This window comes from Pelobacter seleniigenes DSM 18267 (genome assembly GCF_000711225.1).
GTDB classification, from domain to species: Bacteria; Desulfobacterota; Desulfuromonadia; order Desulfuromonadales; family Geopsychrobacteraceae; genus Seleniibacterium; species Seleniibacterium seleniigenes.
In genome coordinates, this window is the sequence record NZ_JOMG01000004.1 from 249,971 (window position 1) to 273,095 (window position 23,125).

At 54.7% G+C, this 23,125-nt stretch carries 20 protein-coding genes; 16 read left to right on the forward strand and 4 right to left on the reverse strand.

All coding sequences use genetic code 11. From position 1 onward, the window contains the following. Positions 1–139: 139 nt before the first annotated feature. The 7 genes from N909_RS0118065 (at position 140) to N909_RS0118095 (ending at position 6,831) form a co-directional block, all read left to right on the forward strand. Positions 140–1,042 (forward strand): branched-chain amino acid ABC transporter permease, encoded by a 903-nt coding sequence (locus N909_RS0118065; RefSeq protein WP_029917538.1) that lies wholly within the window; start codon positions 140–142, stop codon positions 1,040–1,042. Positions 1,043–1,056: 14 nt separating this feature from the next. Continuing rightward, positions 1,057–2,490, forward strand: coding sequence for an ABC transporter permease subunit (locus N909_RS0118070; RefSeq protein WP_425415858.1), 1,434 nt, complete (start codon positions 1,057–1,059; stop codon positions 2,488–2,490). Beyond that, positions 2,483–3,283: an ABC transporter ATP-binding protein gene (locus N909_RS0118075; RefSeq protein ID WP_029917540.1), complete on the forward strand. Its 801-nt coding sequence runs from the start codon at positions 2,483–2,485 to the stop codon at positions 3,281–3,283. The genes N909_RS0118070 and N909_RS0118075 overlap by 8 nt, the downstream gene beginning before the upstream one ends. Next, positions 3,276–3,983 (forward strand): ABC transporter ATP-binding protein, encoded by a 708-nt coding sequence (locus N909_RS0118080; RefSeq protein WP_029917541.1) that lies wholly within the window; start codon positions 3,276–3,278, stop codon positions 3,981–3,983. Before N909_RS0118075 ends, N909_RS0118080 begins: the two co-directional genes overlap by 8 nt. Before the next feature lie 193 nt (positions 3,984–4,176). Further along, positions 4,177–5,502 (forward strand): sensor domain-containing diguanylate cyclase, encoded by a 1,326-nt coding sequence (locus N909_RS0118085; RefSeq protein WP_029917542.1) that lies wholly within the window; start codon positions 4,177–4,179, stop codon positions 5,500–5,502. After that, positions 5,499–5,915 (forward strand): hypothetical protein, encoded by a 417-nt coding sequence (locus N909_RS0118090; RefSeq protein WP_029917543.1) that lies wholly within the window; start codon positions 5,499–5,501, stop codon positions 5,913–5,915. Before N909_RS0118085 ends, N909_RS0118090 begins: the two co-directional genes overlap by 4 nt. Continuing rightward, a complete protein-coding gene (locus N909_RS0118095) occupies positions 5,890–6,831 on the forward strand; it encodes a DMT family transporter (RefSeq protein WP_211253995.1) in 942 nt (313 codons plus the stop codon). The genes N909_RS0118090 and N909_RS0118095 overlap by 26 nt, the downstream gene beginning before the upstream one ends. Positions 6,832–6,888: 57 nt before the next feature. Here N909_RS0118095 and N909_RS0118100 read toward each other — a convergent pair whose 3' ends face one another. The 3 genes from N909_RS0118100 to N909_RS26505 all read right to left on the reverse strand — a co-directional run bounded on the left by N909_RS0118100 (position 6,889) and on the right by N909_RS26505 (position 12,361). Beyond that, a complete protein-coding gene (locus tag N909_RS0118100; protein ID WP_051689946.1) occupies positions 6,889–9,042 on the reverse strand; it encodes a 3'-5' exonuclease in 2,154 nt (717 codons plus the stop codon). A 482-nt stretch (positions 9,043–9,524) separates the two neighbouring features. Beyond that, positions 9,525–10,406, reverse strand: a complete 882-nt coding sequence (locus N909_RS0118105; protein ID WP_029917546.1) for a phosphoribosylaminoimidazolesuccinocarboxamide synthase — start codon at positions 10,404–10,406, stop codon at positions 9,525–9,527. Further along, positions 10,403–12,361 (reverse strand): SurA N-terminal domain-containing protein, encoded by a 1,959-nt coding sequence (locus tag N909_RS26505; protein ID WP_029917547.1) that lies wholly within the window; start codon positions 12,359–12,361, stop codon positions 10,403–10,405. The genes N909_RS0118105 and N909_RS26505 overlap by 4 nt, the downstream gene beginning before the upstream one ends. A 203-nt stretch (positions 12,362–12,564) precedes the next feature. Here N909_RS26505 and N909_RS0118115 point away from each other — a divergent pair, with 203 nt between their 5' ends. From N909_RS0118115 to rodA, 5 genes are all read left to right on the forward strand, one after another. Beyond that, the gene (locus N909_RS0118115) at positions 12,565–13,614 is read left to right on the forward strand and encodes a rod shape-determining protein (protein WP_029917548.1); all 1,050 of its coding nucleotides are present in this window, start codon (positions 12,565–12,567) and stop codon (positions 13,612–13,614) included. Between the two features lie 123 nt (positions 13,615–13,737). Further along, complete coding sequence (gene mreC, locus N909_RS0118120) at positions 13,738–14,556, forward strand: rod shape-determining protein MreC (protein ID WP_029917549.1); 819 nt, start codon at positions 13,738–13,740, stop codon at positions 14,554–14,556. Continuing rightward, the gene (gene mreD, locus N909_RS0118125; RefSeq protein ID WP_029917550.1) at positions 14,553–15,089 is read left to right on the forward strand and encodes a rod shape-determining protein MreD; all 537 of its coding nucleotides are present in this window, start codon (positions 14,553–14,555) and stop codon (positions 15,087–15,089) included. Before mreC ends, mreD begins: the two co-directional genes overlap by 4 nt. Continuing rightward, entirely contained in the window at positions 15,079–16,938 is a 1,860-nt protein-coding gene (gene mrdA, locus N909_RS0118130; RefSeq protein ID WP_029917551.1) for a penicillin-binding protein 2, read from the forward strand. Before mreD ends, mrdA begins: the two co-directional genes overlap by 11 nt. Positions 16,939–16,941: 3 nt before the next feature. Further along, positions 16,942–18,039 (forward strand): rod shape-determining protein RodA, encoded by a 1,098-nt coding sequence (rodA, locus tag N909_RS0118135; protein WP_029917552.1) that lies wholly within the window; start codon positions 16,942–16,944, stop codon positions 18,037–18,039. Positions 18,040–18,073: 34 nt separating this feature from the next. Here the strand turns inward: rodA and N909_RS0118140 are convergent, their stop codons facing one another. Then, the gene (locus tag N909_RS0118140; RefSeq protein WP_029917553.1) at positions 18,074–19,387 is read right to left on the reverse strand and encodes a replication-associated recombination protein A; all 1,314 of its coding nucleotides are present in this window, start codon (positions 19,385–19,387) and stop codon (positions 18,074–18,076) included. A 185-nt stretch (positions 19,388–19,572) separates the two neighbouring features. On the opposite strand from N909_RS0118140, the gene N909_RS0118145 reads away from it, so the two are divergent. The 4 genes from N909_RS0118145 to N909_RS0118160 all read left to right on the forward strand — a co-directional run bounded on the left by N909_RS0118145 (position 19,573) and on the right by N909_RS0118160 (position 23,122). Next, entirely contained in the window at positions 19,573–20,427 is an 855-nt protein-coding gene (locus N909_RS0118145; protein WP_029917554.1) for an NAD(+)/NADH kinase, read from the forward strand. A gap of 98 nt (positions 20,428–20,525) precedes the next feature. Next, positions 20,526–22,202 (forward strand): DNA repair protein RecN, encoded by a 1,677-nt coding sequence (recN, locus tag N909_RS0118150; RefSeq protein ID WP_029917555.1) that lies wholly within the window; start codon positions 20,526–20,528, stop codon positions 22,200–22,202. 26 nt (positions 22,203–22,228) lie between these two features. Then, on the forward strand, positions 22,229–22,684 hold the full coding sequence (locus tag N909_RS0118155) for an N-acetyltransferase (protein ID WP_029917556.1): 456 nt from the start codon (positions 22,229–22,231) through the stop codon (positions 22,682–22,684). A gap of 54 nt (positions 22,685–22,738) precedes the next feature. Further along, entirely contained in the window at positions 22,739–23,122 is a 384-nt protein-coding gene (locus N909_RS0118160; protein WP_029917557.1) for a hypothetical protein, read from the forward strand. Positions 23,123–23,125 lie beyond the last annotated feature (3 nt).

Sequence of the window (23,125 nt, forward strand, 5' to 3'; positions counted from 1 at the left end):
CCTTCAGGGGGCTGGTCCGTAACCAGCCCCCTGAACTTTGTTGCTGCCGCGGCTTTCGGCCCGGTTTCAGCTGGGTCTCTGTCACACAGGTCGGTCTTTTGCAGGGCGGCCGCTTGCCATATTCAATCGGTTGGAAATTATGGACTATTTTTTGGAACTGTTCTTCGGGGGGCTGACACGGGGTAGCATTTATGCCCTGATCGCTTTGGGATATACCATGGTTTACGGTATCATCCAGTTGATCAATTTCGCTCACGGCGAAATCTATATGATCGGGGCCTTTGTCGCGCTTATCGTAGCCGGTGTCTGTACTATTTATGGCCTCAGCGGGGTGTCTATTCTGATCCTGGCCGGGATTGTCGCAGTCATCTATGCCAGTGCCTACGGCTATACCCTTGAGAAAATCGCTTATCGGCCATTACGGGATGCACCGCGGTTGTCACCGCTGATCAGTGCCATCGGCATGTCGATCTTCCTGCAGAACTATGTCCTGCTTGCCCAGACTCCTGATTTTCTGCCTTTCCCACGGTTGATTCCCGAATTCGCTTTTATGGAACCGGTCGCCTATATTCTCGGTTCGCCGGAACTGGTCATTCTGGTCACCACGCTGGTGACCATGATCCTGCTGACCCTGCTGATCAAAAAAACCAAGATCGGCAAGGCGATGCGAGCAACTCAGCAGGATATGAATATGGCGCGCTTGGTCGGGGTGAGTGTCGACCGCATCATTTCCCTGACTTTTGTGATCGGGTCGGCTCTGGCGGCCATCGGCGGGGTGCTGGTTGCCTCCTACATTGGCCAGGTCAATTTTTATATCGGCTTTTTGGCCGGGGTCAAAGCCTTCACCGCAGCGGTGCTCGGCGGCATCGGTTCCATCTCCGGCGCCGTGCTCGGCGGCCTGATCCTGGGCTGGGCGGAAAGTTTTGCAGCAGGGTATATCTCCAGTGACTATGAGGATGTTTTTACCTTCGGGCTACTGGTTCTGATCCTGATCCTGCGTCCTTCCGGAATCCTCGGTAAATCCACCAAGCAGAAAGTTTAAGGGTGACAGCTATGGTGCAGAATTTGAAACAATCAATTTTGGTTTCGGTGTGGTTTGTCTTCCTGACCTTTCCGCTAATGGTGGTCCGGGTCAACACGATGGACAATATCGTTGTCTGGCGCTGGGAAAGCCTGGTCTGGGTGGCTTATGAGGCTTTTGTCCTGTCCTACTTCTGGCGTTTTCTCATGCAGAGAAAAGCTGTCAGGGAAAAGGCGTTGGCCGCTAACGACAATTTAGTTGAATTGATTAAAAACGATTCCCTGGTCCAGAATAACTTTATTTTTGTTCTGCTGGTCCTGCTGCAGATCGTGCCGGCGTTTTTTTACTCATTTGTTCTGCCGTGGAGTTATCTGTTCGGTTTCTTTCTGCTTGCTTTCCTGCTCGCCGTTGGTATCCGCAAGTACCAGTATCGCAAGGGGCTGGGTTCTTTTGCCCGTGTCGATGAAGCCGTTTCCGACAAACCGCGCTTGAACTTGCTGGAAAACCACAGTTTCAGGATCCGGGCGCAGCTGGTTATTTTGACGATTTCCCTGATTTTTCCTCTGGTGGTGGATACCTATCAGAGCAATATCATGATTTCGGCGCTGATTTATGTGGTGCTCGGTCTGGGGTTGAATATCAGCGTTGGCCTGGCTGGCCTGCTGGATCTCGGCTACGTGGCTTTTTTCGGGGTCGGGGCATATTCCTATGCCCTGCTCAATCATCATTTTGGTCTGGGGTTCTGGGTGACCCTGCCCATCGGCGGCCTCCTCGGCTGTCTGTTCGGGGTTCTGCTCGGGTTTCCGATCCTGCGCCTGCGTGGTGACTATCTGGCCATCGTGACTCTTGGCTTCGGTATGATCTTCAAAGTGGTCATGGAAAACTGGGATGCGCTCTCCTTCGGACCGAGCGGCATCGCCAACATTGACAAACCAGGTCTGTTCGGCATCGATATGGACCTGGCCGGTTCGACCGTCTACATCTACTACATCATGATCGCTTTGGTGGTGTTTACCATTATCGTCACCAACCGCCTCAAGAACAGCCGGATCGGTCGGGCCTGGATTGCCCTGCGCGAGGACGAGATCGCCTGTGTCGCCATGGGGATCGACATGGCCCGGACCAAGCTGTCAGCCTATGCGTTGGGAGCTTTTTGGGCTGGCATGGTCGGGGTCCTGTTTGCAGCCAAGACAACCTTTATCAACCCCGCCAGCTTTACCTTTATGGAATCGGCGATCATTTTGTCCATCGTTGTGCTTGGCGGGATGGGCTCCATCCTCGGGGTGATTCTGGGTGCGTTTATCCTGATTTTGCTGCCGGAATATCTGCGCGCTTTTTCTGAATACCGGATGCTGGTGTTCGGCGCCTCCATGACCTTGATGATGATCTTCCGGCCGCAGGGGTTGATCAGTAATCTTCGCCAGACTTATCAATACAAAGGTTCGAAGGAAATGAGCGACAATGGCTGATAAAAAACATAAACTTCTCGAGGTCAAAAGCCTGACCATGGACTTTGGCGGGCTGCGGGCTGTGGATAGCGTCTCCCTGGAAGTTCACGAAGGGGAAATTGCCGCCCTGATCGGTCCCAACGGCGCCGGCAAAACGACTTTTTTCAACTGCGTCACCGGAATTTATACCCCGACCAAAGGGGATATCCTCCTCCACCCGAAGGGGCTGCCGACGCGCAGGCTGAACGGACTCAAACCGAACAGGGTGACGGAGATGGGGCTGGCGAGAACCTTTCAGAATATTCGCCTGTTCCCCGATATGACCGTGCTGGAGAATGTCATGATCGGCCGTCATTGCCGGACCTCCTCCGGAATTTTTCGTTCCATCCTGCGTGGCAGCGGGGTGCGCGAAGAAGAACAGCAGATTGTGGAATCGAGCTACCAGCTGCTGGAAAAGGTTGGCCTGGATCGGTTTGCCAACGAATTTTCCAAAAATCTTCCTTATGGTGCGCAGCGGCGGCTTGAGATCGCCCGGGCCATGGCTACCGAACCGTTCCTCTTGTTGCTGGATGAACCGGCTGCCGGGATGAACCCCCACGAGACTTCAGAGTTGGATCACCTGATCTGTAAAATCAGCGAAGAAGATAATATTGCGATTCTGTTGATTGAACACGATATGAAGTTGGTCATGAATATCTCCAATCCCATCTATGTCATGGAATACGGCAAGAAGATAGCCGAAGGAAGTCCGCAGCAGATCAAGGATAATCCAAAGGTTATCGAAGCTTATCTGGGAGAAGAGACCGATGCTTAAAATCAACAATATTCAGACTTATTACGGCAATATTCAGGCTCTTAAGGATGTTTCCATCGAAGTGCAGGAAGGAGAAATCGTTGCCCTGATCGGTGCCAACGGGGCCGGCAAAACCACCACCCTGATGTCGATCTGTGGCATTACCCCCCCACGTTCCGGGGAAATCCTGTTGGATGGCGATCCGATTCAGAACCTGAGTGCCGAAAAAATCGTCCACAAGGGGATTATTCAGGTTCCGGAAGGGCGGCGGATTTTTCCGGATCTGACCGTGCAGGAGAATCTCGAAATGGGGGCCTTTCTGCGCAACAATAAGAAACTGATCCAGCAGGACATGAACTATGTCATGACCCTGTTTCCGATCCTCGAGAAGCGCCGTAACCAGCCCGGCGGGACCCTGTCCGGCGGCGAGCAGCAGATGTTGGCTATTTCCAGGGCTTTGATGGCGAGACCCCGAGTTCTGCTGTTGGACGAGCCGTCTCTCGGTCTGGCGCCATTGATTATCAAGCAGATTTTTGAAATCATCCGCCACATCAACAAAGAGAACAATACCACGATCTTCCTGGTGGAACAGAATGCCAACCAGGCCTTGAAGCTGGCCCATCGTGGCTATGTCATGGAAAACGGACGGATCACGCTGGTCGACTCGGCTGCCAATCTGCTCGACAATGAAGATGTCAAAAAGGCTTACCTCGGCATGTGATGGGAGCCTTTGGCCAAATAAGTAAAAAAATGCTTGGCGGGGGATAGCCTTGGCCATGAAACTAAATAAAGCGCCCTGCACGGGTGCTTTATTGTATTTTATCCTCATCAATCCTGTATAATTGACCGGATACATGGCCTTTCTTTCCGTGCGGCCCGGTTTTGCTGATCAGTAAATGGGAGCTGATGAACCCATGCGGAATTTATTCTCAACCGTGACCAAAAAAATGATCATCGGTTACCTGGTGATCGTTGTTTTTAGCCTTTCAGCAGTCGGTTTTGCTTTGTTCCGTTTGCATGAGCAAACCCGTGCCACTGAGCAACTGGTCAATGTCGAGTTCAGGATGTTTGAACTTGTCCGCGACCTGCAGCAGAACCTCCTCGCCCAGGAAAACATCGAAAAGCAACTACTGATTTTGCGTGACCCAACCCTGAAGGAATTACGGCTGAACCGGAGCCAGGAATTTACCCGCCTGGCCGTTGCTCTCAACCGACCGCCGTTAAGTGACGAAGTCCGCACCCTCATCGATCTGGTTGAAAAATACCGACTGGGTGAAAACCAGCTCTCCGACGCCTTGTTCTGGGACAACTGGACTAACGCAGAGACGATCGCCAATGATACGACGGTTCCGCTGCGGGTGCAGATCCTCAATTATCTGGTGGAATTCAGACAGCGGAAACAACAGGAGATCAATACCGGCCTGGCGCGACTGTCTGAGCGTACCGGGGATGCCTTTCAAACTACGGCGCTGTTGACTCTGATTGGCATCTGTCTGTCTGCGCCGGTTTCGTTGACGGTGATGCTCAGTATCCATCGTTCGGTCAGGGCTCTGAAAAAAGCGACGCAGAAGATCTCGGCTGGCAGTTTCGAGCATCAGCCGGATTTGAAAGGCGGCGATGAATTCGCCCAGCTGGCCAACGATTTCCGGATGATGGGGCAGAAACTGCGTGAGCTTGAGCAGTTGCGCCTGGATGCCAACCCCTTGACCCAATTGCCGGGCAACCTGGCCATCGATCGTGAAATCGAGCGCCGTATTACCGGCAAAGAACCCTTTTCTCATCTCTATATCGATCTGGATAATTTCAAGGCTTACAGTGATCGCTATGGCTATAAGGCCGGCAGTGATGTGCTGGCTATGGTGGGTAACCTGCTCAAGGATGTGGTCAATGAGTTCGGAACCGGGGAGGATCTGGTCGGACACATCGGCGGGGATGATTATGTGATCCTGACCGATTTGATCTCCGGCGAATTGCTGGCGCAGCAAATTGTTAAAAAGTTTGAGGAAACCATCCCTGAGCACTATAATGCCAAAGATCGTGCTGCCGGTAATTTTATTGGCAAGGATCGCTATGGAATTAAGCGGACCTTTCCGCTGATGACTATTTCAATTGCTGTGATTCCTTCGACCCATTATGAGTATCCTTCGCGTCTGGCCATCAGTCAGGATTGTGCCAGATTGAAAGAATATCTGAAAATTCAGGAAGGCAGCAATTATATGCTGGAGAAACGTAAAGAGTGAAAAAACAGCTGATTTTATTGCCCCTTCTAGTTGTCCTGTCAGGTTGTGCCACATTGTTCCCCGAGCCGAAAATAAGGGCGGCGAAGGATCTGGTCGCTTTTGAGCAGGCCTTCTCACAGTTCGAAACAATGCACTCCACCGCGGAGTTGGAAAGCTTTGTGGCCATTTATCCGAACAGTCCCTGGGCGGCGCGGGCCAATTCGGTTTTGAACTGCGTCGACGACCTCGAACAGCGTAATGCCAGGGTGCAAAAGCTGCAGGCTGCCAACCAGGAACTGGAGAATAAGATCAGCCAGTTGAAAAAGCAGCACAAGGAGCAGCTTACCGAACTGCAAAATGAAAATGGCCAACTGACGGAAACAATCGAACAGCTCAAAGGTTCTCTGATTGAACTTGAGCAGAGACCGCAATAAGCGGATGTCCTCCCGTCCCGTCGATTCCTCCCTCAATGCAGACCTGTCGAGCGGTTTTACCTTTGTCTACAGTGCTGTGTTCTTGATGTCGCTGAACGGTTTGTTTGCCAAAGTTATTCCTTTGGATGCAGCCTCTATTACAGCTCTGCGCAGTTTTATCGCTGTTGTCGGACTGGGCCTGTTCGGTCTGATAAGAAACAGGCGTTATCGCCTGCCCTCAATGGCTCACCTGGTGGGAGTCTATGGCCTGGGGGTTCTGCTCGGTATCCATTGGGTGACGTTTTTCCATTCCATGCAGGTTTCTACGGTGGCGGTCGGTATGCTGTCCTTGTTCAGCTTTCCCATCCTGACCATCCTGGTGGAACCGTTATTCAGCAGGGAACGCCTGGCGGGTGGCGATATTGTTGCCGGGATACTGGTTCTGGCAGGGTTGAGTGTCATGGTCAGTCAGGATCTGGCCGATCTTCATGGCCCGATTTTGTCTGGGGTTTTCTGGGGCGTGGGCTCCGCTTTTCTGTTCGCCACCCGTAACCTGGTGCAGAAATATTTCTTTCAGGATGTGACCAGCGATACGCTTCTTTTTCATCAGGGGATTGCCATCGCGGTCATGTTGCTCCCCTTCCTCGGTGTCCGGCAGACAGCCATCCTGCCGCTCTCCGGCATCGTCAATCTGTTGCTCCTCGGTATCCTCTGTACGGCCGGTGCCCATACCTTCTATGCCGCAAGCCTGAAACGCCTGCCGGCCAAGTCCGTGGCGTTGATCGGCTGCCTGCAACCGGTTCTGGCGACCCTGTTCGCCTGGCTGGTCATTCAGGAGACTCCGCAGCTGAATGTGCTGTTCGGTGGCGCAATCATTCTCAGTGTAGCCGCTTATGAGTCCGCCGGGAAAAGAAGTCGTCCCCTCCTCAGGCGTTGAATGTTTTTCGGCCCGTCAGATCCGGTTGAAGACTGTGCGCAGCGAGATAGTCGTAACTCAGTAGGCGAACCGGGCGAAAGGGGAGTGCGAGGAGGCGGCGAGGGCATCGCTCAGGGTGTGGATGCCATGGGCTTCGAGCAGCGGGATCAATTTCAACAGAACCTCCCCGGTGACAATGGCATCCCCAAGCGCGGTATGGCGGCCGACAATGGTCACGTTCAGCCGCGCCGCCAGTTCTTCCAGGGAGTGGGAATCCTGATTGGGATGAACGATGGAGGAGAGGAGCAGGGTATCGATGACCGGATTGGCAAAGACCAGTCCGGTTTTTTCTTCCTGCAGTTGCAGAAAGCGCATGTCAAAAGCCGCGTTGTGCGCAACCAATACCGAATTTTCCGCAAATTGATGAAAGTGGGGCAGGACTTTGTCAATGGTCGGCTGTCCTTTGAGCAGCTTCGGTTCGATGCCGTGGATTGCCACCGATTCCGGCGGGACAAAGCGTTTCGGATCAACCAGTTGGTCGATCACCTCATGGTAGAGCAACTGGCCATTAACAATGCGAATGGCGCCCAGTTGGATGATTTCGTCCCCTTGCGACGGGTTGAGACCAGTGGTTTCGGTATCAAAGACGACATAGGTCAATTTGTTGAGAGGGACCTGCCCCAGTTCGTCCAGGTCCCCCCGGTTGAACAGGTCGAATTCGTAGGAGACGGGACGGTGTTCCACCTCGCTCTGCAGAGCCAGACGGCGGTCCTGATCAAGGGGCGGCAGGACAATCATCACCCCGGCGCAGCGGCGGTCGTCCGCGCTTAAAAATGACATCCTGCCGGCCATCTTTTCAATGGCCTGCCTGAAGTTAAGCAGGCGGCCTTTGTCATCACTGATCAACGGGGTTGACAGCCAGCTCTCCAGAAGATTCCGGCTGACATTGATTCCGGGCCAGGACAGCACCAGTTCGATGTCGTTTTTATCATTACTGGTAATGGTCAGCAGCAGTTCAGCAACGCTGGTCTGGGTCTGCAACAAGCCGCCAAGGTGACCAAAGGCCTGTACCATGGAGTAGCTGTCAACCTGCAACCAGAGGCCTTTTGGGGCCAGCGGTGTGGTTTTGAATTCAAACCGTTCCGACAGGTTTTTGCTGATTACGTCAAGCAGGTTGTCGGCGAGGATATTTTCACTTTTGGTCAGCTCGTGCTGATGAAAGGCGTAGCTGGTCCTGGCCTCATGAACCTTCTGTTCCAGGATTTGGGAACTGAAATCGATTTTCTGCCGATAGCGCTGCAGGTCTTCGGCGCTGAGTTGGGGCTGGGCCAGGATGGTCCCGATGGATTCACGGATTTCCCCCAGGTATTTCTGCTGGTCGTCGATTAACGATTGAATCAGGGCGTCACGCCGGTTGTCGGCCTCGATTTGCTGGGTCATGTCTTCCAGGGTGAGGACGATGCCGGAGATCTGACGTTGGGAGGATTGTTCGGTGAAAAAGGGCGCCATATTGACCCGCAGGTAGTGATCATGCCGCAGGCTCATCATGGTGCTGTTGACCAGTTTGCTGCGTCCTGATTGGTGGCACTTGTGCAGCATCTCCAGGCCGTGGACAATCGGGTCGCGATCCAGAATGCTGAAGATGGAACGGCCCAGGCCGAGAATGCCACTACGCTGAGCGGCAGCACCGGTCTGATCCGTCTTAAGCATGTCCTGGGCCTGCTGGTTGTAGAGCAGGACCTGACCGTCGGTGTTGCAGACAATGACTCCGTGGGGGAGTTCCGACATCAGGGCGGCCAACCGGGTCCGCTCTTCGTTGATGGTGGCCTGGGCAACGGCAATTTTCCCGGAGACGTCCTGCTTCAGTTCGGCAAAGGCATCGGCGGATTGGTTGATGATCTGGCTGAGATATTCGATCTCCTTGGAGGCCGTTTTCAGGTGGATACGATGTTCCGGGTTGACCGAGGAGATGATGCGGGCACTCTCCGCCAGCTTCAGGGTCGGGATGATGTAGTCATTGAACAGCAGGTTGACCAGAGCGCCGATAATGAAAAGAATGGTGATTGTTCCGAGCAGGGGGAAGGGGACCAGTTTGCTGAACATTTCCCCCAGCGCCTCCTGCTGGGCATCATTGAGACTGGCCCAGGAGCCGATCAGGCTGGCAGCGATAATGCTGGTGACCGCAAAGTATATCGCACCGAGAAAAATCCAGTATTTAAAACTCGGTTTCATATATCAGGAGTCCTGCTGTCCCGACGTGTTAAAAAAGTTGAAAGTTTGTTCAATGGCTGCTTTTAAGGGACGTTGGTGGTTTGCTGGTTAACTTTATAGTGGCCCGGCATGCCTGTTGAATTTTTGCATCAGGAAGAATATAGGACAAAAAATGGTTGAAGGCAAACATTGTTGTATTTTTGATTTTCTGGGGCTGGTCGGGAGGCAGGAGGGATTTATATTGTTCCTTAGGTGGATCAACCTGTAGTTTCGGTCTAACGACAAAATCGCAAGATCAAAATCAAGACCGCAAGGTCGCGGCCCCGCTCGCCGCCACCCTTTTTGTCCAGGCCAACAAAAAGGGTGCAAAAAATGGCCTTTTGGTTGTTCGGGATGTTCGTTTATTCCGGGAATGAATCAGAGATGCACTGGCTGGCGCCAACAAGAAAGCCGCTGCGGGGTTCGCAACGGCTTTCTTGTCGATTGATCTTTTGGGAACGCGCTTAAGCGGTCAGCCGCTTGAGGGCTTCCAGGTATTTCTCTCCGGTCTTGCGGACGATTTCTTCCGGAAGCTGCGGAGCCGGAGCTTTTTTGCCCCAGTCGAGGGTTTCCAGATAGTCGCGCAGGAACTGTTTGTCGAAGCTCGGCTGCGGGCCGCCTGGCTGATACTGATCCTTGGGCCAGAACCGTGAAGAGTCGGGGGTCAGGGCTTCGTCGATCCAGATCAGCTGGCCGTCCATCATCCCGAACTCGAACTTGGTATCGGCAATGATGATCCCTTTGGTTGCGGCCAGATCACGGGCGCGCTCATAGATGGCGATGCTGATGTCGCGGACCTGCTCGGCGATTTCCTTGCCACAAAGCTCAACGGCTTTGTCGAAAGAGATGTTCTCGTCGTGTTCACCCAGTTCGGCTTTGGTCGAGGGGGTGAACAGGGTCTCGGGGAGCTTGTCGCTCTGGACCAGACCGGTCGGAAGGGGGATACTGCACAGCGATCCCTGGCTCTGGTACTCTTTCCAGCCGCTGCCGGAAAGATAGCCGCGGACGATGCACTCGATGGGTAGCGGCTGAGCTTTTTTGGTCAGCATGCTGCGGCCTTCGAGCTGATCCCGGTACTGATGGGTGATCGCCGGGAAGTCATCGACATTGGTCGAGATCAGATGATTGGGGATCAGGTCGGCCATCTGCTCAAACCAGAATTTGGAAATTTCCGTGAGGACATAGCCCTTTTGCGGAATGCCTTCGCCCATGATGACGTCGAAGGCGGAAATCCGATCGCTGGTCACGATGAGCAGGTGCTCGCCGAGGTCGTAAATATCCCTGACCTTGCCGCGATTAATCAGCTTCAGTTCAGGACAATCGGTTTGGGTGAGAACGGATATCATGATTGCTTACTCCCATTTTTAAATGCTTCCATGAGGTCGGGAACCATGATGTTGATCTCGGCCTGTTGGAGGAGCTGGTTCAGTTTTTCGTTGACCATATGGTCTTTTTTCTCGGACAGCAGGCGTTCTTTAAGTTGGCTGCGGTCCTGTTCAGTCAGTGCCGAGAAATCTGCCACCTTGGCATCTTTGAGGCTGGCGACCAGGTATTTGTCGCCGATGGTGTAGACCTGAGGCATGATCGGCTCTGCCTCAGTCAGTTTGAAGGCGGCCGTTGCCACTTCTTCGGAAGCGCCGATGCGCGGTACGAAGCCGCCAAAGCCGCGGTTGAAGTCACCGGTTTCCTCAAGGGAGAGTTTCAGGTCGGCAGCAGCGGCGCGCAGGCTTTTTTTGTCTTTGGCTTCAGCCAGCAATTTGTCAGCAAGTTCCTTGGCCAGGGACTGGGCTTGTTCGGTACGGTAGGCTGCTTCGACCGCAGGTTTGACTTCTGCCAGTTCGGGCAGGCGGCTTTCCTGGCGGTCCTTGAGCATGAACAGGAAGACTCCCTGGGTGGTCTGGATCGGATGGGCCAGCTCTCCTTCCTGAAGGGCGAAGGCGGCCTGGGTTATCTCGGGGACCTTGCCGATGCCGTCAATAGCTTCGTTGCGGGAAAAATAACCGGTTTCCTTGATGCCGAGGTCGTTGGCTTTGGCTGCAGCTTCAAGGTCGCCGCTTTTGCGGTTGATATTGTAAGCGTCCATGGCTTTTTCATAGGCCATTTGCCGGGCTTTTTCCAGAGTCAGGCCCTTTTTGACCTGGTCGATGACATCAACCAGGGGCTTGACGCCGGACTCGGTGTGACTGTTCACCTTGATGATGTGGAAGCCGAAGGGGGTTCTGACCACATCGCTCAACTGGCCCGGTTGCAGGGCAAAGGCGGCATCTTCAAAGGCCGGAACCATGACTCCGCGGCCGAAGGTGCCGAGGTCGCCACCGTTGGCGGCGCTGCTTTTGTCGTCGGAGTGGGTTTTGGCCAGTTTGGCAAAATCTGCACCTTCGTGGAGTTGTTTGAGCAGGTCCTCGGCCAGTTGGCGGCGCTTGGTGACCGTTTCCTCATCGGCATCCTTGGGCACTTTGATGAGGATGTGCGCGGCGTTGACCTGTTCCTTGATTTCAAACTGGTCCAGATTGCGGCGGTAGAAGCGATCAAGATCGTCCTGGCTGAAAGAAGCGATCTTGTCTTCGTAGCGAGCGGGGTCGAACTGCAGATAGCGCAGGGAGATTTTTTCCGGAATCTGGAACTGCTCGCGATGACCGGCAAAGTAGTCCTGCAGCCCCTGATCGGTGACTTTGACTTTACTTTCCACCAGGGCCGGGGTCAGCCAGACAAAATTGAGATTGATCTTATCGTTCTCTTTGTGAAAGGCGGCCTCGAGGTCGGCATCGCTGACTTCCGCGCCCTGTTGCAGTTTTTCGCGGACTTTCTGGGTCAGCAGCTGACGGCGCTGGGCGGCTTCGAACTGCTCGGGGGTCATCCGCTGATATTTGAGGACCTGTAGGTAACGATCCCGGTTGAACTGCCCGTTCAGCTGAAAAGCGTCATATTTGGAGATGCTGTCGATCAGCTCCTGTTTGCTGACTTCAAGACCGAGCTTGTCGGCCTGTTGCACGAGCAGTTGTTCTTCTACCAGCTGTTGCATCGCCTGTTTGGGCAGGTTGAGCTGTTTTTCCAGGGTGGAGTTGAAACTCCCTTGATAGATGCTCTGGTAAAGATTATAGAGCTGGCTGTAAGCGGTTTGGAAATCGGCATAGCTGATTTCGTCACCATTGACCGTCGCCGCTATGTCGCCACGTTGGGTATTCCCTTTGCGAGATGGCGCGGTCAACATCGTGTAACCGATGACGAAACTCAGGATGATCAAACCGAAAGCTATTTTGATCAGGATCGATTTTTGCTTGGTTCTGACAAAGTCAAGCATCGCGGCGAAACTCCTCTTGTAATTATTGATGTTTCAGAGAAAAAACAGGATGGCATGTTAGACCAGCAATTCGTTGCAATGCAATCCTTTTTTGAGAGATTATCTATTGCTTAAAGGTGGGACTGTTTGTTAGAGTGGCGAAGCTTTTTCAGAATACTTCAATTGACCAATTCATGCTGTTTTCAGCGTTGACAGGACGTGACATGTTTAATGTTTTTAATGCCGTTTGGGGTCTGTTCTCCAATGATTTAGCGATCGATTTGGGAACGGCCAACACACTGGTATATATGAAAGGTAAAGGCATTGTGGTCAGCGAACCTTCGGTGGTCGCGGTCAAGACCGGTGCCGCCGGACAGCGCAAGGTTCTTGCTGTTGGTAAGGATGCTAAGGAGATGCTGGGCCGTACTCCGGGCAGCATTGTCGCTATCCGCCCCATGAAAGATGGCGTTATCGCCGATTTTGACTACACCGAAGAGATGTTGCGCTATTTTATCCGCAAGGTCCACAACCGGAAAAACCTGGTTCGGCCGCGGATTGTCATCTGTGTTCCTTCCGGGATTACCCAAGTGGAAAAACGTGCGGTCAGGGAATCGGCTGAATCGGCCGGAGCCCGAGAAGTTTACCTGATCGAAGAACCGATGGCGGCTGCCATTGGTGCCGGGTTGCCGATTACCGAAGCTTCCGGCAATATGATTGTCGATATCGGTGGCGGCACCACTGAAGTGGCGGTGATCTCCCTGGCTGGAATCGTTTATGCCCAGAGCGTCCGGGTCGGCGGTGACAAACTGGATGAAGCCATTGTTCAGTATATGAAGCGCAAATATAACCTGCTCATCGGTGAGCGGACCGCGGAAGCCGTGAAAATAGGGATCGGCAGTGTCTATGCCGCACCGGGGGAAGAGGTTGTGTCCATGGAAATAAAAGGGCGTGATCTGGTCAGTGGCATTCCGAAAACCATGGAAGTCGGCTCCGATGAAATTCGCGATGCCATGTCCGAACCGGTCAACACCATTGTCGAAGCGGTTCGTATCGCTTTGGAACGAACTCCGCCGGAGTTGGCAGCTGACATCGTCGATAAGGGGATTGTTCTGGCCGGCGGCGGTGCTTATCTGAAAAATCTTGATATTCTGTTGCGCGAAGAGACCGGTCTGCCGGTGGTGGTCGCCGAAGAGCCGTTGTCCTGTGTCGTGCTCGGCTCCGGAGCGGTGCTTGACCAGTTGGACCTGCTGCGCCAGGTGGCGGTCGCGTCCTGATCGCTTGGCTTTTGAGCGGTATGCTTTTGGTTACGAACAGGGAGGATCTGCCGATCCTCCCTGTTTTGTTGCGACTTTCACCCTCCCCGAGTCCTGCTTTCCCGATTCCGGCTGGAGCGGAATATGCGTGAACTGTTCAGACGTTACAAGTTATTGCTGCTGGCAGTCGTGCTGCTCATGGCTACAGTATTGCTCTATTCCTATAACCTCCGTCACAAGTCAACCACGACCTTTTTTGAACGTGCGGTACTGACCTTTGCCGAACCCTTCCAATCCGGCATTGACCAAGCTGTTGATGCGGTCCGCAATGTCTGGAAAAACTATCTTTGGCTGATCGATGCCCGGCAGCGCAATATCGCGTTGCTGCAGGAAAACCGTGAGCTGAAAGCCAAGCTGCTGCAGGTCGAAGAAATTTCCCAGCAGAATCAGCGGCTGCGTGCACTGCTGGCGTTCGTAGATGACCTTGATCGCCCGGCGTTGCCGGCCCAGGTGATCGGCGAGGATGCCAGCAACTGGGCGCGCACCATCGTTATCGACAAAGGGACCAAGGCCGGCCTGAGCAATGGCCTGCCGGTGGTGGCTGCCGAAGGGGTGGTCGGGCGGATCATCAAGATTTCCCAGAACAGCGCCCGGGTGTTGCTGATCACCGATGCGTCTTCGGCGGTTGCCGCATTGATTCAACGGACCCGCACCCGCGGGGTGGCACGTGGTCAGGGGCAGGATCTGTCCGTCGAGTATGCTTTGCGGACCGCCGATATTGAGGTCGGGGACCTGCTGGTGACCTCCGGCATGGGCGGGATCTTTCCCAAAGGACTGCCGCTGGGGAAAGTCGCGGATATCGAAAAGGGGCAGTTCGGGCTGTTTCAGCAAGTCAAGGTCGAGACCATGGTCGATTTTTCCCACCTGGAAGAGGTTCTGGTCATCGTGGGGAAAGACCAATGAGACGGTTTCTGCTCTATCTGTTGATCGGGATCTTTTTTGCCCTGTTGCAGAGCAGTGTCCTGCCGCTGTTTTTTGCGCCGAACTGGCGTCCGAACCTGATTCTAATTCTGGTGTTGTTCCTCAGCTTTCACGAAAGCCTGCCTCTGGCTGTCTTTGGCGGGATGTTTTTGGGGGCCATCCAGGACAGCTTCTGCGGTCCCAGTCTCGGCCTCTATGTTTCCGCGGACCTGGCCATCGTCATGCTGACCAAGCTGGTGGCGGAACAGTTGAATGTTGAAAGCCCGCCGCTGTTGCTATTGCTGGTTGCTGCCGGAACCCTGGTGCAGAATGCTTTGCTCGGCTTCTTCCTGACCGCTTTTGCCGACACCGAGCCGGTCATCTCGATTCTGTTGCCAGCGATACCGCAGCAGTTGCTTGCTAACCTGGTGTTTTCTGCGCTGCTGTTGGTTGTTTATCTGCGTCTGTTGAAGTGGTTCGGATACCGGGGCGGTCTGGGCAGTTTGCTGTATCAGGGGAAGCACTATGGGCATTGATCAGAAATGGATCGAGTTGCCCACGGTGCAGCGCCGGTTCCTGTTTTATTCCGTGGCCGCGACCCTGGTTTTTCTGCTCTTGGCGCTAAGGCTCTGGTATCTGCAGGTGATCAGCTATGAGGAACTGCAGGAGCGTTCGGTTCGTAACCGGACCCGGGTGGTGACTCTCAATGCGCCGCGCGGCCCGATTTACGACCGTAATTCCGTATTGCTGGTCGACAATCGCCCCTCCTTCGAAATCTCCGTGATGCGCCAGGATGTTGAAAACCGTGATCTGCTCCTGGAGCGATTGTCAACGCTGCTCGATATCAAGGTCGAGGAATTGCAGGAGCGCTGGGAGCAGGGCCGGAGCTTTCCCATCTATCGACCGGTTACCCTGGCCACCGATGTCAGCCGGGAGGCCATGGAGCGGGTCCAGGAACACAGTGTTGACCTGCCCGGGGTGCTCACCGAAGTTCAACCGATCCGGGATTATCTGGACGGCGGCACCTCCGCTCACCTGATTGGCTACTTAGGGGAAATCACCGAGGATGAGCTCAGGGAAGAGGGGGATACTTATAATTACCGCGGTGGCGATCTGATCGGCAAGACCGCTCTGGAGAAAACCTTTGAACCCTATTTGCGTGGCACCAAGGGACGGCGACTGGTTGAAGTTGATGTGCAGGGCAAGCTGCTGCGTCAGCTGCAGGTTGAACCGCCCAAACCGGGCAACAAGGTTTTCCTGACCATTGATGAAGAATTGCAAAAGGCGGCGGATGAGGCCTTTGGCGATCAGTCCGGGGCTGCTGTTGCGCTGGATGTCAAGACCGGTGATATCCTGGCCATGGTCAGCCGCCCGACCTTTAATCCGGCGCTGTTCGCACGTGGTATCGCTGGCGACGAATGGCGCGCCTTGGCCCAGGACAAACGCCATCCGCTGCAGAACAAGGTCATTGCCGGGCAATACCCGCCTGGTTCGACCTTTAAGATTGTCGTTGCCCTGGCAGCCTTGCATGAGGGGGTGGTCGGGACCAAGCGGACCATTGACTGCAAAGGGGATTTCGAGGTCGGCGGATCCCGGTTCCGCTGCTGGAAAAAACGCGGCCACGGTCCGACGGATCTGAACAAGGCTCTGCGCGAGAGCTGCGATGTGTGGTTTTATCAGGTCGGCCTGGAGTTGGGTATCGATAAATTGTCCAAGGCAGCCAAGGAATTCGGGTTGGGTTCGCCGGTGGGATATCCGCTGCCGGGCGAGCGTCCCGGGGTCATGCCGTCACAAGAATGGAAACAGAAGAACTTTCATAAATCCTGGTACGCCGGGGAAACGGTCATCGCCTCCATCGGGCAGGGCTTTGTCCTGGCCACTCCGCTGCAACTGGCGGTGATGACCGCAGCGGTCGCCAACGGGGGCAAGGTGCTGCAACCCCAAGTGATCCGCAAAGTTGAAGACTGGGACGGAAACATCCTGCTGCAGCCGCAACCCAACGTGGTGCGCCAGCTCGATTATTCCGTGGCCGATATGAAGGCCGTCAGGGATGGCTTGGTCGCGGTGGTCAACAGCCCCCGCGGGACCGGCAAGGCCGCATACCTGGATGACGTTACCGTGGCTGGAAAAACCGGAACCTCTCAGGTTGTCAGGCGCAAGTCGGACGAAGAAGAAGAGGAAGAAATTAATGACGAAGTCCCTTACCGATTTCGCCCCCATGCTCTGTTTGTCGCTTATGCTCCGGCTGAAAACCCGGAGATCGCAGTGGCTGTCGTCGTCGAGCATGGCCAGTCTGGGGGGAAGGCCGCCGGGCCGATCGCCCGCAGTATTATTCAGCGTTACCATGAACTGAAACAGCAAGCCGTTGCAAAGCAGGGAGAGTGATACGTGTTTGATCGTCGCCTGGTCACGAGTTTCGACTGGATCCTGTTGCTGACGGTACTGGCCCTGGCCGGTATCGGCATTGTGAACCTTTACAGCGCGACCGCCAGCTGGCCGGAGGTGTCCACTCCGCTCTATCTGAAACAGGCGATCTGGCTATGCGGGGGGCTGCTGATTTCGCTGTCCCTGTGTCTGTTTGACTACCGCCATCTGCAATATTTTTCGGTCCATTTCTATGTCCTCAGTGTCTGCCTGCTGATTTTCGTTGAAGCCATGGGGCGAACCTCCATGGGCGCGACCCGCTGGATTCATCTGGGTTTTTTCAATCTGCAGCCGAGCGAGGTTATTAAGATTGCGATTATCCTGCTGCTGGCCAAGATTCTGGCGCAGACGGCGACCCCCCTGGGATTCGGGCTGTTTGAACTGTGGAAGCCGGCGCTGTGGATTCTGGTTCCGGTGGTGCTGATTCTGAAACAGCCGGACCTGGGGACGGCCACCATTGTGGTGTTTATTGCCGGAACCATGTTGCTGTTCGCCGGGCTCCGCAAAGGGGCGGTGATTTCCCTGGGGATACTGGGTGTCCTGGCGTCGGTCGGAGGATGGTTCGGCCTGCATGATTACCAGCGGGCGCGGATCCGAACCTTTCTTAACCCCGAAGCTGACCCGCTGGGAACCGGCTATCACATCATTCAGTCCAAGATCGCAGTTGGCAGTGGCGGCTTTTTTGGCAAGGGGTTTATTCAGGGCAGTCAGTCGCAGCTGTCGTTTCTGCCTGAGCGGCATACCGATTTCGCGTTTTCAGTGTTTGCTGAAGAGTGGGGTTTTATCGGTAGCGTTTCGCTGCTGGTGCTCTACCTGTTCCTGGTGGTTTGGGGGCTCTATATCGCCCGTCGGGCGAATGATCGGTTTGGCCTGTTTTTAGCGGTCGGGGTAACCGCCATGAACTTTTGGCATATCGTGGTCAACCTGGGGATGGTTATCGGTCTGCTGCCGGTGGTGGGGGTGCCGCTGCCGCTGTTCTCCTATGGTGGCACCAGTATGGTGACGACCATGATCGGCATCGGCCTGTTGATGAATGTGAGTATGCGCAGATTCATGTTCTGAGGGCGGCCGCCGTTCGCACCGAACCGCCCTCCCGTTATTGTCTAGTGCGGTTTTTTCCTGCCTTCAACAGGTGCATGCGTTCACCGATTATCTTTTCATAGCCCCGCTCCGTCGGCTGATAGTAGACGGTTCCGGCCAGTTGGTCGGGGAGGTGGGTCTGGTCGGCGTAACCGTCTTTGAAATCGTGGGCGTATTTGTAACCCTTGCCGTAATCGAGCTCTTTCATGAGCTTGGTCGGGGCGTTGCGGATATGCTTTGGCACAGCCAGCGCTCCGGATTTGCGGACCTCGGCAAGCGCCTGGTTGATTCCCTGATAACTGGCGTTGCTTTTCGGTGCGGTGGCCAGATAAGTCACCGCCTGGGCCAGGGTAATGCGAGCTTCGGGCAGGCCGACAAAGTGTACCGCCTGCTGCACGGCCACGGCCAGCTGCAATGCCCGTGGGTCGGCATTGCCGATATCTTCCGAGGCCAGAATGATCATTCGGCGGACGATGAAGAGGGGATCTTCACCGGCTTCCAACATTCGGGCCAGCCAGTAGAGGGCCGCATCCGGATCTGAACCGCGGATACTTTTTATAAACGCCGAAATGACATTGTAATGTTCCTCTGCCCCTTTATCGTAAAGCAGGGCTTTCTTCTGCATCGCCTCCTGGACGACCGGCAAGGTAATCTTCCGCTTCCCGGCGGTCGCCGCCGCAACCTCCAGGGTTCCCAGGGCGATCCTGGCATCGCCATCAGCCTGTTCGGCCAGGAAATCGAGGGCGGCATCCTCAATCTCCATGTTTCTCGGCCCCAGCCCGCGGCTGTCGGTCAGCGCCCGTTGCAGGAGCTGCTTCAGATCCTCGGCGGCCAGCGGCTCAAGGACAAAAACCCGCGAGCGTGACAGCAGTGCCGAGTTGATCTCGAAACTCGGGTTTTCCGTGGTCGCCCCGATCAGGGTGACATCACCCTTTTCCACTGCAGGCAGAAAGGCATCCTGCTGGGCTTTATTGAAGCGGTGAATCTCATCGACGAACAGCAGGGTTTTGCGGCGGTGGTAATTGCGTTGTTGTTTGGCTTCGGCGATGATCTCCCTGACTTCCTTGATACTGCCGAGTACCGCGGAAAAGAACACAAAGCGGCTGCTGGTGCGGTTGGCGATGACCTGGCCGAGGGTGGTTTTCCCGGTGCCCGGGGGGCCCCAGAAGATCACTGATGACAATTGATCCTGTTCGATCAATTGGCGCAGCAGCTTGCCTTCGCCCAACAGGTGCTGCTGGCCGACGATCTCTTCCAGGCTGCGTGGGCGCATCCGTTCGGCCAGAGGGGTGTTGACGGCAGTACCGGCCGACTGTTCAAAAAGGTCCATAACGGCTCCCGAATAATAAATTAAGCGGTTACTCTAGCATGCGTGGGGACGCTTCTCAACCAGGGAACGAACGCAATTGCGATGGACTTTGCTATGGTCTTATGATAGATGTCAAAACTTTCGTAACGCTCTTTTTTCGTGAAGTATGCCGTATCGGCACCAGTTTCTACGCGGGCGGATCAATGTTGAAAAAAGTCGGCATTTATGCCAAGAAAAACCACCCCGATGTCGAAAAAATAGTCTTTGATATTCGTGATCGTCTCAATCGCGATGATATTACCGTTCTGCTGGAAGACAGCGTTGCCGAATTGATCGGCCAGGTGAACGGTTTTTCCGGTGATGAAATTCCTGACCTGGTGGACCTGGTTATTGTGCTGGGTGGCGATGGAACCCTGATCTCCGTCGCCAGGCAGATCGGCGAACGGCGGGTGCCGATCGTCGGAGTCAATCTCGGGCGGCTCGGTTTTTTAACTGAAATCACCCGGGACGAATTACCCGGCATGCTTGATCGGCTGGTGACCGGAGAATATAAAATCTCCGAGCGGATGATGCTCGACTCTTTCATCTATCGTAACGGTCAGCAGATCGGTAAATATACGGTTCTCAACGATATCGTTATCAATAAGGGTGCCCTGGCCCGGATCATCGATATGGACGCCTCCATTGACGGGCGGCACCTCTGTACCTATAAAGCCGACGGGCTGATTATCGCCACTCCGACCGGTTCAACCGGGTACAGTCTGGCGGCAGGCGGGCCGATCATTTTTCCGGAGATCAATAGCCTGCTGATTTCGCCGATCTGTCCACATATGCTGACCAACCGCCCGGTGGTGGTCTGGAGTCGGTCGGTCATCAATATCGAAGTGAAATTTCAGGATGATGTGGTGTTCTTTACCGCCGATGGCCAGGTTGGCCGTAAGCTATTGCCGGGGGACCGGGTTGAGGTGCGCCGATCGGAGTCGCGGACCTTGCTGGTCAGAAGCCCGAGCAAGGATTATTTCGAAATTTTGCGCACCAAGCTGAGTTGGGGGGAACGCTAGGGACTGTTTGCTGAGGTTGTTGAAATGCCCCAGAATGAACTTATTTCAGCAACCTGATCGGCAAACAGAGCCATTTCGCAGGGGTGATAGCTGCAGTTATGCTGACAGATCTGATTATCAAAAATTTTGCAATTATTGAAAATCTTCATGTGAGTTTCAGCACTGGCTTTAATGTTCTGACCGGAGAAACCGGGGCCGGAAAGTCAATCATCCTGGATGCCGTCGGACTGCTCCTGGGAGGTCGGGCTCGAGGGGATGTCATCCGTTCCGGAGCTGAAGAAGCGTCGGTCGAAGCGGTTTTTGCCCTGGCCCCGAATCATCCGGTTGCGGCCCGGCTGGCCGCCGCCGGGCTGGACGAAGGCGATGAACTGCTGGTTCGGCGAATTGTCTCCAAGTCCGGGAAAAACCGGGTTTTCGTCAACGGGTCAGCGGTGCCGCTGGGGCAACTGCGCGAGTTGACCGGTGGGCTGGTCAATATTTACGGACAGCATGAACATCAGAATTTGCAACGGGTTGAAAGCCATCTGGAACTGCTCGATCAGTTTGCCGGTCTTGCTGATGTACTGAATACGTATCGGGACAATTACCTGGCCTATCTGGCTATTGAGAAGGAACTGTCCCGCCTTGACCTGGCGGAACGGGAGCGCCGGCAGCGGCTGGATATGCTCGCCTTTCAGAAGCAGGAGCTGGATAGTGCCGCGTTGCAGGTGGATGAAGATCGGGAGTTGGAGCAGGAACGCGGCATTCTGCTCAACGCTGAAAAATTGCTCAGTGCGACCCGGGGCGGTTATGAAATTCTTTACGAAGGACCACAGGCGGTCTGTGACCGAGTCGCCGGGATTATCGCCAAGCTTGAGCCGTTGCGGGATATTGATCCGGCTTTCGTCCCTGTCCTGGAGTCCTTGAACGGGAGTCTCTATGCCTTGGAGGACGTTGCCGGTGTCCTCAGGGATTATGCCGATAAACTAGATTTTGAGCCCTCCCGCCAGGAACAGGTCGAGGAGCGTCTGGCACTGCTGAAGGGGTTGAAACGGAAATATGCGCCGACGGTTGAGGCGTTGATCGAGTTTCGTGATCGTATCGGCCAGGAGTATGACCGTCTCAACCGCTCGGAAGAAGAGCGCCGGGAACTAACCGAGCAATTGCAACAACAGGAAATCAAAGTTCGTCAGGCGGGCGAGGCCCTGTCCCTGCGCCGCAAGACAGCCGCGGACAGGTTGGCGCGGGAGGTTGAGCGTGAGTTGGCCGAACTGGCGATGCCCAACGCAAAGTTCAGCATGCGTTTTGACGCGCTTGCCGAGCCCGGGTCGGATGGGCTGGAAAAGGGAGAATTCTTTCTTGCCGCCAATCCAGGTGAAGCAGCCCAGCCGTTGGCCAAAGTTGCCTCGGGCGGGGAATTGTCGCGGATCATGCTGGCGCTCAGACGAAGTGCTCCGGAAGGAGATAGTGTCGGCACTCTGATTTTCGATGAGGTCGATGCCGGCATCGGCGGAGAAGCGGCGACTGCCGTCGGCGAGAAGATCAGCCGGCTTGGGCACGATCTGCAGGTGCTCTGTGTGACCCACCTGCCACAGGTCGCTGCTTTTGCCGATCAGCATTACCAGGTGCTGAAAAAATCGGATGCAAAGCGCACGACAACCGAACTGCAGTTGCTCGGTGCAGATGCCCGAGTGGCGGAAATGGCCCGGATGCTGGCTGGCGCCCAGGTCGGTGAACAGACCCTCAACCATGCCCGCGAACTGATCAGCCGATCACGTGCGCTGGTCGAACAATGACCAAGTTGAATGTGGAGATAGAATAGATGATCCGCCATGCTCGGATACCGGATGCCCGTGCCATCCATCAGTTGCTGTTGGCTTTTGCCAAAGATGGTCAGTTGCTGGGCCGGTCTTTGGCCGATATTTACGATGCGATCCGGGATTTTTACGTTTTTGAACAGGATGGCCAGCTTCTTGGTACCGGGGCTCTGGCCATCTGTTGGGAAGACCTGGCTGAAATTCGTTCCCTGGCCGTGGTGCAGGGACGACAAGGCCAGGGGATCGGCCGGAAGATTGTCGAAGCCTGTCTGGCTGAAGCCGCCGACCTTGGTTTGAAAAGAGTTTTCGCCCTGACCTATCAGCCTGAGTTTTTCAAGCGGATGGGGTTTGCTGACATCGAAAAATCCGAATTGCCGCAGAAGGTTTGGGGGGATTGTATCAAGTGCGTAAAATTCCCGGATTGCGATGAATATGCGCTGGCGATAAATCTATTGGATTAGCAGCGCTTTTATGTTATTAGTTGTTTGTAATTTTTAAGCAGGAGCCATTATTCGGTGTTTGAAGAGCCTTTTAAAAAGTGCGGCAGCTGTGGTGTCAGTTGGCCGACAAGGGTCGCTTTTGTCAGTGATCCCCAGGTTCTTCTGGTGGGTTACCAGCCGAATTTTGTTTTTTTGGAAAAGGGTCTGTTCCTGTTTAACCATACCTGCGAAAGCACCCTCTCCATCAATGTGGCGGCTTTTTCCGACCTCTATGACGGCCCCATGTTTGTGGAGAAAAGAACCGGTCAGCCGGGCTGTCCCGGCTACTGTCTGCACCGCACTGAACTGCGACCCTGTCCGGAACAATGTGAATGTGCCTATGTCAGGCATGTTCTCGACTACCTGCAGCATGTCCCGAAGCTAGCCGCTCCGGGAGTGGTCGAGGGAGAAATGGAATAGGTT